12 protein-coding genes and 1 pseudogene are annotated in these 14,171 nt (G+C 74.3%); 8 read left to right on the top strand and 5 right to left on the bottom strand.

Annotated features, from left to right (window positions below):
• Window positions 1–174: 174 nt before the first annotated feature.
• Complete coding sequence (locus tag AW27_RS21685; RefSeq protein ID WP_037923574.1) at window positions 175–1,449, top strand: phosphoribosyltransferase family protein; 1,275 nt, start codon at window positions 175–177, stop codon at window positions 1,447–1,449.
• Between the two features lie 60 nt (window positions 1,450–1,509).
• Window positions 1,510–2,640 (top strand): sulfite oxidase, encoded by a 1,131-nt coding sequence (locus tag AW27_RS21680; RefSeq protein WP_037923572.1) that lies wholly within the window; start codon window positions 1,510–1,512, stop codon window positions 2,638–2,640.
• On the opposite strand, the gene AW27_RS21675 is transcribed toward AW27_RS21680, so the two are convergent.
• Entirely contained in the window at window positions 2,637–3,098 is a 462-nt protein-coding gene (locus AW27_RS21675; RefSeq protein WP_037923570.1) for a phospholipase, read from the bottom strand. The two genes, AW27_RS21680 and AW27_RS21675, sit on opposite strands and share 4 nt — an antisense overlap.
• Window positions 3,099–3,285: 187 nt before the next feature.
• Here AW27_RS21675 and AW27_RS21670 point away from each other — a divergent pair, with 187 nt between their 5' ends.
• Window positions 3,286–3,771, top strand: a complete 486-nt coding sequence (locus AW27_RS21670) for a hypothetical protein (RefSeq protein WP_037923568.1) — start codon at window positions 3,286–3,288, stop codon at window positions 3,769–3,771.
• 20 nt (window positions 3,772–3,791) lie between these two features.
• Here the strand turns inward: AW27_RS21670 and AW27_RS34445 are convergent.
• Window positions 3,792–4,028, bottom strand: a pseudogene (locus AW27_RS34445) (hypothetical protein); the annotation flags it as partial.
• A 43-nt stretch (window positions 4,029–4,071) separates the two neighbouring features.
• Here AW27_RS34445 and AW27_RS21665 point away from each other — a divergent pair.
• From AW27_RS21665 to AW27_RS21645, 5 genes are all read left to right on the top strand, one after another.
• Window positions 4,072–4,485 (top strand): GNAT family N-acetyltransferase, encoded by a 414-nt coding sequence (locus tag AW27_RS21665; protein ID WP_037923566.1) that lies wholly within the window; start codon window positions 4,072–4,074, stop codon window positions 4,483–4,485.
• 169 nt (window positions 4,486–4,654) lie between these two features.
• Window positions 4,655–5,860 carry a S8 family peptidase gene (locus tag AW27_RS21660; protein ID WP_078556650.1) on the top strand — a complete coding sequence of 402 codons (1,206 nt, stop codon included), beginning with the start codon at window positions 4,655–4,657 and terminating at the stop codon, window positions 5,858–5,860.
• 226 nt (window positions 5,861–6,086) lie between these two features.
• Window positions 6,087–7,382 carry a hypothetical protein gene (locus AW27_RS21655; protein WP_236647695.1) on the top strand — a complete coding sequence of 432 codons (1,296 nt, stop codon included), beginning with the start codon at window positions 6,087–6,089 and terminating at the stop codon, window positions 7,380–7,382.
• A 92-nt stretch (window positions 7,383–7,474) separates the two neighbouring features.
• Window positions 7,475–8,575: a WxL protein peptidoglycan domain-containing protein gene (locus AW27_RS21650; protein ID WP_063890608.1), complete on the top strand. Its 1,101-nt coding sequence runs from the start codon at window positions 7,475–7,477 to the stop codon at window positions 8,573–8,575.
• A 59-nt stretch (window positions 8,576–8,634) separates the two neighbouring features.
• Entirely contained in the window at window positions 8,635–9,858 is a 1,224-nt protein-coding gene (locus AW27_RS21645; RefSeq protein ID WP_037923562.1) for a hypothetical protein, read from the top strand.
• 58 nt (window positions 9,859–9,916) lie between these two features.
• Here the strand turns inward: AW27_RS21645 and AW27_RS21640 are convergent, their stop codons facing one another.
• Genes AW27_RS21640 through iolB form a run of 3 tightly spaced genes read right to left on the bottom strand, consistent with a single transcriptional unit; the run spans window position 9,917 to window position 14,164 of the window.
• Window positions 9,917–11,416, bottom strand: coding sequence for a CoA-acylating methylmalonate-semialdehyde dehydrogenase (locus AW27_RS21640; RefSeq protein ID WP_037923561.1), 1,500 nt, complete (start codon window positions 11,414–11,416; stop codon window positions 9,917–9,919).
• Between the two features lie 13 nt (window positions 11,417–11,429).
• Complete coding sequence (gene iolD, locus AW27_RS21635; protein ID WP_037923560.1) at window positions 11,430–13,313, bottom strand: 3D-(3,5/4)-trihydroxycyclohexane-1,2-dione acylhydrolase (decyclizing); 1,884 nt, start codon at window positions 13,311–13,313, stop codon at window positions 11,430–11,432.
• Window positions 13,310–14,164, bottom strand: coding sequence for a 5-deoxy-glucuronate isomerase (iolB, locus tag AW27_RS21630; protein ID WP_037923559.1), 855 nt, complete (start codon window positions 14,162–14,164; stop codon window positions 13,310–13,312). The genes iolD and iolB overlap by 4 nt, the downstream gene beginning before the upstream one ends.
• Between the last annotated feature and the right edge of the window lie 7 nt (window positions 14,165–14,171).

Here is a 14,171-nt window from a genome sequence, read left to right as displayed (position 1 = left end):
GATCGGCCGAAAGCGGCGGCACGGCGAGCCCTTCACCGGAAGCGGTCGGTCCTCTTCGGCGTACCAAGCCCCTGGCCCGCCGACTCCCCCGAGTTGCGGGACGGCCCCGCGTGGGGTTGCGTCGGAAGCGGGTGCCCGCACTTCCGTCTCCCCTCGGGTTGGGGGTGAACTGCCGTGTTCTTCACCGACCGCGCGGACGCCGGAGAACGACTCGCCGAAGCCGTCCGCCATCTGGAGGGCGAACGTCCGGTCGTACTGGGCCTGCCCCGCGGCGGCGTCCCGGTGGCCTTCCCCGTGGCGCGGGCCCTCGGCGCCCCGCTCGACGTGATCGTGGTCCGCAAACTCGGCGTCCCCCACCACCGTGAGCTCGGGTTCGGCGCGATCGGGGAGGGCGGCGTACGGGTCATCAGCGAGGACATCGTCCGCATCAGCCGTGTCACGCCCCAGGATCTGGCGGCCGTCCAGCACGCCGAGGAGGCGGAGCTGGCCCGGCAGGCCCGCCGGTTCCGCGGCGACCGCACGCGGGTCCCGCTCGGCGGCCGGACGGCGATCGTCGTGGACGACGGGATCGCCACCGGCTCCACGGCCGCCGCCGCCTGCCAGGTCGTACGGGCCCAGGGCGCGGCCCGTGTGGTGCTGGCCGTCCCGGTGGCGCCGCCCGACGCGGTCGCCCGGCTGCGCGCCGAGGCCGACGAAGTGGTGTGCCTGTCCACACCGCGCGCCTTCCGGGCCGTCGGCGAGTGGTACCGGGACTTCTCCCAGACGCCCGACGACGAGGTCGTCTCCCTGCTGGCGCGGGCGGCGGCCGGCTCCCCGCCCGGGCCGGCCCCGCGGACGGTCGCCGTCGAGGTGGACGCCGGCGGCCCGACCCTGGCCGGTGACCTGGCCCTGCCCGGCGACGCCCGGGCGGTCGTGATGTTCGCCCACGGCTCCGGCAGCAGCCGCCGGAGCCCGCGCAACCGGGCGGTCGCGGCGGACCTGAACCGGGCGGGCCTGGGCACACTGCTCTTCGACCTGCTGACACCCGCCGAGGAGGCGGACCGGGCCAACGTCTTCGACATCGGGACCCTGGCCGCACGCCTTGCCGGCGCCACCGCCTGGCTGCGCCTGCACGCGTCCCTCCCCATCGGGTACTTCGGGGCGAGCACCGGGGCCGCGGCCGCGCTGTGGGCCGCGTCCGCGTCCGACGCGGACATCGGCGCCGTGGTCTGCCGCGGCGGCCGGCCCGACCTCGCCGGGCCCCGGCTGGCCGCCGTGCGGGCACCGACGCTGCTCGTCGTCGGCGGCCGCGACACCACCGTGCTCGACCTCAACCGTGCGGCGCAGCGGGAGCTGCGCTGCGAGAACCGGCTGGAGGTCGTCCGGGGCGCCACGCACCTCTTCGAGGAGCCGGGCGCCCTCGCTCAGGTGGCTGCCCTGGCCCGCGCCTGGTTCGCCCGGCACCTGTGACGGGACGGTCCGGGGACGCGACGACGTGCCCCGAGGCGCGGGGCGCGCGACCATGGGGAGATGGAGCAGACGTCCGCCCGGGAGGTCAGCGCCCCGGCGCGCATCGCCCCGGCCGGTGAGGGCATCGGCCCGGAGGAGCTGGCACTCGCCGCCCGCAACCACGGCCTGCCGCTGGAGGCACTGCGCTACGAGGTCACACCCCCCGGGCTGCACTACGTCCTCGTCCACTACGACATCCCCGCCGCGGACGCGGACGGCTGGCGGCTGGACGTGGACGGCCAGGTCGCCTCACCGCTCGCGCTGGACCTCGACGCCCTGCGCGCGCTGCCCGCCGTCACCCACCGCGTCACGATGGAGTGCGCCGGCAACGGCCGAGCTCTTCTGTCGCCCCGCCCGGTCAGTCAGCCGTGGCTGGTCGAGGCGGTGGGCACCGCCGACTGGACCGGGGTCCCGCTGGGCGTCGTCCTGGACCGGGCGGGGGTGCGGCCGAATGCGGTCGAAGCCGTGTTCACCGGGGCCGACCACGGTGTGGAGCGCGGTGTCGAGCAGGACTACCGGCGCAGCCTGCCGCTGCCGTACGCCGCCGCGGAGGACTCGGGCGTGCTGATCGCCTACGCCATGAACGGCGCGCCGCTGCCACCGCAGCACGGGTACCCGCTGCGCCTGGTCGTGCCCGGCTGGTACGGCATGGCACACGTCAAATGGCTGCGCGGGATCACCCTCGTCGACGCACCGTTCACCGGCTTCCAGCAGTCCGCGGCCTACCGCTTCCGGTGGTCCGCCGACGACCCGGACGATCCCGGTGAGCCGGTCACCCGGATCGCGCCGCGCGCCCTGATGGCCCCGCCCGGCTTCCCCGACTTCATGTCGCGCACCCGCGTCGTGCACCCCGGCCCCGTGCACCTGCACGGGCGGGCCTGGTCCGGCCACGGGGCCGTCGCCCGGGTCGAGGTGAGCACCGACGGAGGCCTGGCCTGGACCCGGGCCGAGCTGGCCGCCCCACACCCGCATCCGTGGGCCTGGCAGGCCTGGAGCTGCGACTGGACCGCCGCACCGGGCCGCCACACCCTCACCGTCCGCGCCACGGACACCGAAGGGCACACGCAGCCCCTCGAACAGCCGTGGAATCGCGGCGGGTTCGGCAACAACCTGGTCCAGCGGGTCCCGGTGCTCTGCGTCGCGGCTCGCTAGGAAATGCCGAGGAACCTGACGGCCTGGTAGTACGTCCACGCGGTGCCGTCGCACGAACGCTTGCGGCCGCCGGAGTAGCGGGCGCACACCCGCTTCAGGTCGGCGTGGAACGCCTCGTCGAGCCGACCCTTGGCGGCCGGAAACAGCCCTGCCGCCCGGTGGTTGCGGTAGCCGAAGTCGTGGCGGGCGCAGGCCGCGGCGAACGGGAAGCCGAAGGGGTTGTCCGGGGAGGTGGTGCACTGGTCGGTCGACCAGTCGAAGGCATAGGCGGCCCAGGCGGCACGGTGCTCTCGCGCGTCCGCCCAGGCCTCGTAACTCGCCGCGCTGGGCTGCGTCCAGCGACTCAGCACCTGCGGCTTGTCGGCCGGGACCTCGGGGGCGGCCCAGGCGGCGGGCGCGAGGGCGAGCACGGCGGTGGCCGTGGCGGTGGCGAGGGCGGGCAGGAGGCGACGCGGCATGGGGGTCCTCGGGGCCGGGCGGACGGTCATCCGGCCAACGGGGCCGGGCGCCGCCCGGTTACTGGGCGTCGCGTGCCCGTGACCGGAGACCCTCCCAGGTATGACACCGTGTGCGACCTCCGGCCAAGGCGCGGTTCGTTCTGTGGAGGGACGCGCGAAGAAGCTCGCCCGACCGAGACTTGGACGCATGAACCGCCGCCCGCTCGTCGTCGCCGCCGCCACCGTAGGAGTCCTCGCCACCGCCGCCTTCGCCCTCCCCAACCTGCCGCCCAATCCCGTGACGGACGCGATCGACCACAAGGTGTTCAAGGAGAAGGGCAAGCGCTTCGCGACCGCCGGCGATGCCCCCACACGGGCGGCAGCGCCGTTCGCCCTGCCGTCCTGGATACCGAGGGATGCCACCGACGTCCGCATACGGGTGCGCACCGGCGGCGACGACCGGCTCATACGGTTCGACCTCGGCAAGACCCCGCTGGACGGTCCGCAGTGCGCGGCGGGTACCCCTCGGCGGCAGGGTGCGCCGGATCTGCACGCCAGGTGGTGGCCGCGCCGCTCCCTGCGGGCCGAAGTGCACGCCGAGTGCCGGGACTTCCACCAGTACCAGGTCGCGGTGCGCGGCAAGCGGGTCTATGCGTGGACCGACGGCACGCCGTCCCCGCCGGCCCGCGGCTGAGCGGGGCGCAGCGGCGGGTTTCACCGGCGGTCCCCGCACCAGGTCCAACGGCTCCGCGCAGGCGTGTCCCGCGAGGACGGCGACCGGCGCGAGAGCATGATGTCGTGGCCGCAATCGGGCACGGGCACCGCGGCAACACCCGCGCCCGGAGGGCGTCGGCACCGCGGCCCGGAGGGCGTCGGCACCGCGGCCCGGAGGGCGTCGGCACCCGGGAGCGGTCCGTCCGCCTCGGGCAGCAGGTCGCCACGCCGCGCCCGGCCGCGCCCCGCCCACGGCCGGGCGCGCACTATCGTGACCGTCATGGACATCCGCCGGGCCTTCACACCCGCCGAGCTCTCGGCCGCCGAATCCCTCTTCGACGGGCCCGCCCGCCAGGAATGGTCCGAGCGCTTCCTCACGTCCCCCGGGCACCTGATGCTCATCGCCTACGTCGACGGCGTGCCCGCCGGAATGGTCTCCGGCATCGAGATGGTCCACCCGGACAAGGGCACCGAGATGTGCCTGTACGAGCTCTCCGTGGACGAGGGCTACCGGCGGCGCGGCATCGGCCGGGCCCTGACGCTGGCCCTCGCGGACGAGGCGAGGGAACGCGGCTGCTATGGGATGTGGGTGGGGGTCGACACCGACAACGAGGCCGCGCTGGCCACCTACGACGCCGCCGGGGCCCGCGACGAGGGTGTGTTCTCGATGCGCGGCTGGCCCCTCGCCCGGTAGGGCGCGCCGCCTCGGCCGGAGCGGGCTCCAGGCCGTGTCGTGGGGATCGGGGCGCTGCGGACCCGCCCCCGGTCCACACGGCACGGGCCGCCCCCGGAGGCGGCGTGTCGTGAGCCCACTCGGCGCACCCTCCGCGCGCCCGCGCCACCCCTGACGGAGCATCGGGCGCATGACCCCCACCGCATTCGCCACGCTCCTGCCCGCGGCCGCCCTGCTCGCGGCAGCCGTCACCGGCCCACCCCCCGGGCCCGGCCCCGCCTCCGCCTCCGGCCCTGACTCCACCGCCCCCTATGTCGTCGTCCTCAAGGACACCGCCTCCCGCGCCCCGACCCGCGCGCTCGCCGCCGAGGCCGCGGACGCCGGGGACGTGGTCGGTCCCGTCTATGAGGCGGCTCTGAACGGCTTCGCCGTCCGCACCACCGCCGCGCGGGCCGCCGCCCTGGCCGCCGACCCCCGGGTGGCCTTCGTGGAGCCGGACGCCGTCTTCCACGTCACCGGCACCGCCGACACACCGCAGACGCAGTCGCAGGCGCCCGCCCCCTGGCCCCTCGACCGGATCGACCAACGCGAACTGCCGCTGGACGGCTCGTACACGTACGCCACGAAGGCCGGAGGCGTCACCGTCTACGTCCTCGACACCGGCATCAACACCCGCCACCAGGAGTTCACGGGCCGTGCCCGGACCGGACACAACGCGGTGTTCATGGAGAGCTCCCGCGACTGCAACGGTCACGGCACGCATGTCGCGGGAACCGTGGGCGGGAAGACCTACGGGGTCGCCAAGGGCGTCGCGCTCGTCTCGGTGAAAGTGGCCGACTGCCGCGGCGACGGGCGCCTTTCGGCCATGATCAAGGGGCTCGACTGGGTGGTGCGGGACGCCGCCCGCACCCCGGGCACCCCGGCCGTGGCCAACATGAGCATGGGCGGCAGCCGCAGCCGCGCCCTCGACGCCGCCGTCGTACGGGTGGTGTCCTCCGGGGTCACCTTCGTCGCCGCCGCCGGCAACGACGGCCGGAACGCCTGCGGCGGATCCCCCGCCTCCGTCCCGCAGGCCCTCACCGTCGGCGCGACCGACGCCGCGGACCGCCGCGCGGCGTTCTCCAACCACGGCTCCTGCGTGGACCTGTTCGCACCGGGAGTGGCCGTCACCTCCGCTTGGAAGGGCTCCGCCACCGCCACCGCCCGCTCCTCCGGCACCTCGATGGCCGCCCCGCACGTGGCGGGCGCCGCCGCGCTGCTCCTGGCCGCCGGTACGGCGCGCACCCCGGCGCAGGTGTCCGAGGTGCTGGTGCGCGACGCCGTACGCGACCGGATCACCGGACTGCCGGCCGGCACCCCCAACCGGCTGCTGCACGTCGCCGCCGGCCCGAACTGACTTCGGCCGACGGCGGCAGACCGGCACCGGTCCACCCCGACCGGTCGGTATGCGATGGGCCATCGCCCTCTCTCTGATGGCCCATCAATGTGTGTGTGCTTCAGGGGAAAGCAAGCCATTGACTTCTCATCACCATGACGCGTCAATATCGGCCACCGCACCGGCTCGGCCTCCCCCACACAGCGGGTGGGGGGAGGGTTCGTCATGACGAAGGAGTCGCGACCCAGTGACTACGAGAACGCATCTACGCAAGGTGCTGGCAGGGGCGGGGGCCCTGTCGCTGGCCCTGACCGGCGCAGTGGTGGGCCTGGCGGGCTCCGCGCAGGCCGCGACCAAGACCACCGCCGTCTTCGAGAACTGCGACGCCCCGGCTCCGCAGCCGGACGGCTCGGGCAACCAGGACTGGACGGTCACGCTGCCCGACGGCGCCAAGGCCGGCGACGTCGTCCCGATCACGATCGACCCGGGTGCGAGCCCCCTGATCCCGTCGTTCTCCGTCACCACGGTGAACACGACCAGGATCACCCTCAAGGTCGGTACGACCACCCAGGTGGTCACCAGCCCGCCGGAGACCGTGTCGGTCGTGGCCGGGCAGCCGCTCGACCCCAAGCCGTTCTCCGGGACCATCAAGATCCCGGACGGAACCGAGGGGACGACCGTCCAGGTCGCCCTCGACCTGGCGGTGACCGACGCGGACCTCTCCGGGTCGGTCTTCACCACCACCTGCACCCCGGCGCCCCGCCCGAGCGCCTCGCTCGGATCGGTCGCCGTCGAGGCCCTGCCCAAGGACCCGGTCACCACGAAGCTGACACCCAACAGCGGCCCGGCGGGCACCGCCGTCGTCGTGGGCGGCGCCAACTTCCCGGCCGGCGCGGTCACCTGTTCCGCACTGCTCGCCGGGGCGGTGACCGGCGACACCGGTACCGGCACCGCGGACGCCTCCGGCGCCGCCACCTGCGACATCACGATCACCAAGAAGGCCGACGCGATCAGGATCGATGGTTCGATCACTCCGTACAAGGCCTTCGTGTTCGTGGAGGAGCAGCCGGGCGTGAAGAACCCGGTCGACGTCGAGGTCCTTCCCGGACCGCTCGCCCTGGGCCCGAAGGACGGCCAGCCGGCGGTCAGCTTCGGCTCGGTCACCATCAACGGCAAGGCCCAGTCGGTGGTCGGCGTCTTCAACGCCGCGACCGTCCAGGACTTCCGCGGCGGCTCGCTCGGCTGGGACGTGACGGCCACCCGCACCCCGTTCCTGAACCAGACCACCGGCCACTCGATGCCGAAGGCGCAGATCGGCATCCAGCCGACCTGCACCGTGACCAACCCGGACAGCCCGAGCACCTGCACCGCGGGCACGCCCGGCGCGATCACCGACGTCCCGATGAAGGTGGCTTCCCAGGCCGCCGGGGGCGACGAGCTGACCGGTGGCGAGTTCGCCGTCGGCGGCGCCGGGATGATCCAGCTCCCGGCGTTCATGTTCGCCGACACCTACCAGACGGTCGTGACCTTCTCGATCGCCTGACCGGCACCCGTACGGCCCGCTCCGCCCGGGTGGTGCGGCGCTCCGGCGCCGCACCACCCCCTCCCCTTCTCCGCGCCGCCTGGAGACCGCCCATGCCCACCCGCAGCAGCACGCCCGGCCGCTCCCGCACGCGCATACCCGGCCACTCCCGCACCCGCACCCGCACCGGTCTCCCCGGTCTGCTTCTCAGCTGCCTGCTCCTCGGGCTGCTGCTGGGCGCCGGCCCGCTGGCGGCGGGCCCGGCGGCGGCCGCGGACAACGGCACATGGGCGGTGTTCCCGACGCCATCGGCCGGCGCTGCCATGACCGGCCGTGGGTACTTCTTCCACCAGGGCGCGGCCGGGACCACTCTCTCCGACAGCGTGACGGTGCTGAACTCCTCGGACCGGGACCTGACCTTCCGGATCTTCGCCACCGATGCCGTGAACACCACCGACGGCGGCGCGTTCGCGCTACTGCCGGTGGAGACGGCGCCGGAGGACGTCGGCGCGTGGATCACCCTGGCGCCGGAGACGGCGGGCAACGTCACCGTTCCCGCCGGGGGCCGCAAGGACATCCCCTTCACCCTGCGGGTCCCGGCGGACGCGACGCCCGGTGACCACGTGGGCGGGATCGTGGCCCTGGGCACTGCGGTGGAAGGCGTACAGCAGGACGGCAAGGTCCAGGTCGGGGTGCGGCGTTCGGTGGGCGCCCGCCTGTACTTCCGGGTGCCGGGTCCCGTCACGCCCGGGCTGAGCGTGGAGGACGTGCGGGTCACCCGGTCCGCGCCGCTGCTGCCCTGGGTGCGGGAGGCCCGCGCCACGGTCCGCTACACGCTCGTCAACCGTGGCAACGTGGTGGTCGAGCCGACGGTGGCGGTGTCCGCGGAGGGACTGTTCGGCCGCCGGGTGCTGGACCGGCCGGCACGGGAACTGAAGCTGACGCTGCTGCCGGGCCGGCGGATCGAGCTGACCGAACCGTGGCCGGACGCGCCCCAGTCGGACCGGGTGACCGTCAGAGTCACGGCGGGTGCCGCCGCCCACCCCGGTCTCACCTCCCGGTCCGAGACCGAGTTCGTCGCCGTTCCCTGGCCGGCCGCCGGCCTGCTGCTGGTCCTGGCGGGCGCGGGCATCACCGTGCGGGTGCTGCGCGGCCGCCGTCGCGCCGAGAGCGAACAGGATGATTCCGTCCTGGACTTGGCTGGAAGGCGCTGACCGGCAAGGGTGTCCCCAGGTGACGGTATTCGGCCATCACCGGCTCAAGGGGGACACCTGTGAGGGAACGACAGCACGGCGACGCGGCCGGGGGCATCGGACTGCTGACCCGCATCGAGCGCGCCTTGGGCACCGGCACCGCTGCCTACCTGCCCGGCGACGGCTGGATCCGCCTCACCCTCCCGCTCGACGACGGCGGCCCGGCCCCCGTCACGGTGGACGTGGTCGCGGACACGGCCCGGGAACCGGAGGGGATCGCGTACCTGCTGCCCGGCGGCGGACTGAACTTCGCGGCGGAATTCTTCACTCCGATCACTCCGATCATTCCGGCCAATGCGGGCGCTCCGCATGGTGTGGTCACCGAGGGCGGCCGGGGTGAGCGCAACCTCGCCCACACGCTGCGCCGCCGGGGCCTGCTCGTCGTCGGGGTCACCCCGCGCGAGGACGCCGCCGCTCCCGCCGACGTCTCCGCCGCCTGGGGCCTCGAAGCGCACCGCCGGGACCTCGCCCGGGTGGTGGACGCGCTGGATTGCGAACTGGGACTCCCCTACGCGTACGTGGGGCACGCGGCGGGGGCCGCCCTCGCGCTGGACGCGGCCTCGCACGACGCCTCGCCCCGGCTGCGCCGGGTGGTGGCCCTGGACACGACCGGGCCCTACACGGGCGATCTCGCGCTGCGGGCGGCCGACGCCCGGGACGCGTACGCCACCCAGCTCGCACAGGGCGTCCCCGGGGTCGATCCGGGGCTCGCGGCCCTGATCTCGAAGGCGGTGGCCGATCCGGACGGCGTCTCCCCGGCGCCGTGGCCGCCGGACCGGACGTTGCGCTTCACCCAGGCCGGACTCGCCCACTTCGCCCTGATCCGCACGGCCGCGCTTCCGGGGCCCACGAACTGGATCCACACCCAGGGGCGCTCCGCCGGGACCTACGACTTCGGAGCGACTCCCGCCGAGGACCGCTTCGCCCTGACCCGGACCTCTCTGGCGACCTGGCATGCGGCGACCGCGGCCCTCGGCAGCGGCCTGCTTCCGGCGGCGCTGCTGCGGGATCTGGCGGCGGTCTGGGCGGGCGACGAGGACACGTACCGGATCGCCTGGAACCGCATCACCGCGGAGGTGGTCTGGCTCAACACCGAGCTGGGCCGGGGCGACCACCCGCGCGGTGCGGAGCTGATCCGCGCGGGCGGCAACGCGCACGTCTCCTTCGACGTGGTCCCGGGCTACGGCCACGGCGACGCGGTCCGGGCCGGCGCGGCCGCGTCGGACGTCTGGTCGAGGTTCTGACCCGCCGCAACACGGAACCCGCCCCCCGCGGTGAGGTCGCGGGGGGCGGGGGCGTGGATCAGTGGTTGCGCGGGAAGCCCAGGTCCACGCCGGCGGGGGCGTCCGAGGGGTCCGGCCAGCGGGTCGTGACGACCTTGCCGCGGGTGTAGAAGTGGATGCCGTCGTTGCCGTAGATGTGGTGGTCGCCGAAGAGCGAGTCCTTCCAGCCGCCGAAGGAGTGGTAGCCCACCGGCACCGGGATCGGGACGTTGACGCCGACCATGCCCGCCTCGATCTCCAACTGGAAGCGGCGGGCGGCGCCGCCGTCGCGGGTGAAGATCGCGGTGCCGTTGCCGAACGGCGAGGCGTTGATGAGGGCCACGCCCTCTTCGTAGGTTTCGGCGCGCAGGACGCACAGCACCGGGCCGAAGATCTCGTCGCGGTAGGCGTCGGAGTCGGTGCGGACGTGGTCGAGCAGGGAGAGGCCGATCCAGTGGCCGTTCTCCTTGCCCTCGACCGTGTATCCGGTGCCGTCCAGGACCACGTCGGCGCCCTGCGCCGCCGCGCCCTTCACGTACGAGGCGACCTTGTCGCGGTGGGCGGCCGTGATCAGCGGGCCCATCTCGGAGGCCGGGTCGTTGCCGGGGCCGATCTTGATCTTCTCGGCCCGCTCGCGGATCTTGTCGACGAGGGCGTCGCCGATGGAGCCGACGGCGACGACGGCGGAGATGGCCATGCAGCGCTCACCGGCCGAGCCGTAGGCGGCGGAGACCGCCGCGTCGGCGGCCGCGTCCAGGTCGGCGTCGGGCAGGACCAGCATGTGGTTCTTGGCACCGCCGAGCGCTTGCACGCGCTTGCCGTGGGCGGAGGCGGTGGTGTGGATGTGGCGGGCGATCGGCGTGGAGCCGACGAAGGAGACGGCCGCCACGTCGGGGTGGGCGAGCAGCGCGTCGACGGCCGCCTTGTCGCCGTGGACGACGTTCAGTACGCCGGCCGGCAGACCGGCTTCGGCCATCAGCTCGGCCAGCTTGTTGGACGCCGACGGGTCCTTCTCGCTCGGCTTGAGGACGAAGGTGTTGCCGCAGGCGATGGCCAGCGGGAACATCCACATCGGGACCATCGCCGGGAAGTTGAAGGGCGTGATGCCCGCGACGACGCCGAGCGGCTGGCGGATGGCGGCCACGTCCACCCGGTTGGAGACCGACGTCGACAGCTCGCCCTTGAGCTGTGTGGTGATCCCGCAGGCCAGCTCGACGATCTCAAGGCCGCGGGCGACCTCGCCCAGCGCGTCCGAGTGGACCTTGCCGTGCTCGGCGGTGATCAGCTCGGCGACGGCGTCGCGGTTGGCGTCGAGCAGGGCCCGGTAGGCGAACAGCACCTTGGTACGGGCGGCCAGCGAGGACTGGCCCCAGGACAGGAAGGCCTCCTTGGCGACCTGTACCGCGGCGTCGACCTCCTCGGCCGAGGCGAGGGCGACCTGCGTGGTGACCTCGCCGGTGGCCGGGTCGGTGACCGGACCGTAGGTGCCCGACGCGCCCTCGACGGTCTTGCCACCGATCCAGTGGTTGACGGTCTTCATGCCTATTGCTCCTTCACAGATGGCGACGTCGCTGCGCGGCTTGCCGGTCGTACTCTTCACGGGCCCGGGACGCCGCCTTGCGGGTCGCGGTCTCGGCCACAGGAACATCCCACCACGCCGGTGCCGGGGGTGGGCCCGACACAGTGTCGGGCGTTCGGGTCTGTACGTAGACACATGTGGGGCGCGTCGCCGAACGGGCCTCGGCGAGGGCTTCCCGCAGGTCACGTACGGTGTGGGCGCGGATCACGGCCATTCCGAGAGAGGCCGCGTTGGCGGCCAGGTCCACCGGGAGGGGGTCTCCGGTGTACGCGCCGTCGGACGCCCGGAAGCGGTAGGCGGTGCCGAAGCCCTCGGCGCCCACCGCCCCCGAGAGGCCGCCGATGGAGGCGTAGCCGTGGTTGTCGAGGACGACCACCCTGATGGGGACGCCCTCCTGGACGGCGGTGACGATCTCGGTCGGGTTCATCAGGTAGGTACCGTCGCCGACCAGCGCCCACACGGGCCGGCCGGGGGCGGCGAGCGCGACCCCGAGGGCGGCCGGGATCTCGTAGCCCATGCAGGAGTAGCCGTACTCCAGGTGGTACTGGTCCGCGGACCGGGCCCGCCACAGCTTGTGCAGGTCACCGGGGAGCGAGCCGGCCGCGTTGACCAGGATGTCGGAGCCGTCGACGAGGCGGTCGAGGAGCCCGAGCACCTGGGCCTGGGTGGGCGGGAGCTCCTCCTCGGGCGCGGGTACGGCGTAGGCCCGGTCCACGCGGGCCTCCCAGCGGGCGGCCTCCTGCCGGTACGCCGCCTCGTAGCCGGCGTCCACGCGGTGGCCGGCCAGCGCCTCCCGGAGGGCGTCGAGGGCCTCGCGGGCATCGGCGACCAGCGGGCGGGCGGCGAGCTTGTGGGCGTCGTACGGATCCAGGTTGAGCCCGACGAACCGGACGGCCGGGTTCTGGAAGAGGGTCGCCGAGGCGGTGGTGAAGTCGCTGAGCCGGGTCCCGGCGGCGAGGACCAGGTCGGCCTCCCGGGCGAGAGCGGCAGCGGTGGCCGTTCCGGTGTGGCCGATCCCGCCGACGTCGGCGGGATGGCCGTGAGGCAGCACGCCCTTGCCCGCCTGCGTGACGGCCACCGGGATCCCGGTGGCCTCGGCGAGGGCGGCGAGGGAGTCCTGGGCCGCGCTGTGCCGGATTCCGCCGCCGGCGACGACCAGCGGGCGCGCGGCGCGCCGTACGGCGTCCGCGGCGGCTGCGAGTTCGGCGCGGTCGGGCCGCGGACGGCGCACCGTCCAGACGCGCTCGGCGAAGAACTCCGCGGGCCAGTCGTAGGCCTCCGCCTGCACGTCCTGCGGCAGCGCGAGGGTGACGGCGCCGGTCTGCACCGGGTCGGTGAGGACGCGTACGGCCTGGAGGGCGGCCGGGATCAGGGCCTCGGGCCGGGTGACCCGGTCGAAGTGGCGGGAGACGGGCCGCAGGGCGTCGTTGACGGAGACGTCACCGGCGTACGGGACCTCCAGCTGCTGGAGGACCGGATCGGCGGGCCGGGTCGCGAAGGTGTCACCGGGCAGCAGGAGGACCGGGATCCGGTTGATCGTGGCGAGGGCGGCGCCGGTGACGAGGTTGGTGGCACCGGGGCCGATGGACGTGGTGACCGCGTGGGTGGAGAGCCGGCCGCTCTGGCGGGCGTAGCCGACGGCGGCGTGCACCATGGCCTGTTCGTTGCGGCCCTGGAGGAAGGGCATGGCGCCGGGCCCGGTCCCGCCGGTCTCCAGCAGGGCCTGGCCGATGCCGGCCACGTTGCCGTGCCCGAAGATCCCCCAGGTGGCGGCGATCAGCCGGTGGCGGCGGCCGTCGCGCTCGGTGTACTGGGCGGCGAGGAAGCGTACGAGCGCCTGGGCGACGGTGAGCCTCATCGGTGGTCCTCCGTTCCTGCTCGGGGGAAGGGCAGCCGGGGGTCGACGTCCTGCCCCGCCCAGGTGTCGCGGATCCAGCCGTGGTCGGGGTGGTCGCGGATCAGCCACTCCCGCGGCCCGCCGCCCGGTCCGGCCATCACGTTCAGGTAGTACATGTCGTGCCCGGGGACGGCCATGGACGGGCCGTGCCAGCCATCGGGGATCAGCACGGCGTCGCCGGTCCGCACCTCGGCCAGGATGTCGGTCTTCCCGGCCGGGGAGGGCGTGACGCGCTGGTACCCGAGGCCGGGGGTGTCCCCGTGGGGGGAGATCTCGAAGTAGTAGATCTCCTCCAGGCGGGACTCCTCGCCGGGGTGGTGCTCGTCGTGCTTGTGGGGCGGGTACGAGGACCAGTTCCCGCCGGGGGTGAGCACCTCGACGGCGATCAGCCGGTCGCAGTCGAAGCCCTCCGGGCCCGCGGCGGCGAAGTTGTTGACCTGCCGCGAGCACCGGCCGGCGCCGCGCAACTCGACGCTCACGCCCTCGGCCGGTCCGTACCGCGGGGGCAGGCGGCGCGGGCAGCGGGCACCCGCGAGAGCGAACCTGCCGCCCGCGGCGGAGCGGATCTCCGTGTGCGCATCGCGGGGCAGGTACGCGAAGTCGGTGGGTCCACCGAAGACCCCCTTGCGGCCGCGCAGTTCGAAGACGTGCTGCTCCGCCGCGGGGTCGGCGCCCCCGGGTCCGGGCAGGACCCGGCAGCGGACCTCGCAGCCGCCCGACAGCGGGAGCACGATCCACTCGCAGTCCCCCGACGGGAACCGGTACGCCTCCCCCGGATCGAGCTCCAGCACGCTCAGCCGGGTCCACTCCATCCCCCAC

The sequence above is a fragment of the Streptomyces sp. PCS3-D2 genome (assembly GCF_000612545.2).
In the GTDB taxonomy this organism is placed as follows: domain Bacteria; phylum Actinomycetota; class Actinomycetes; order Streptomycetales; family Streptomycetaceae; genus Streptomyces.
The sequence above is the reverse complement of the archived record's forward strand: the minus strand, read 5'-3'. Positions and strand labels throughout refer to the sequence as shown.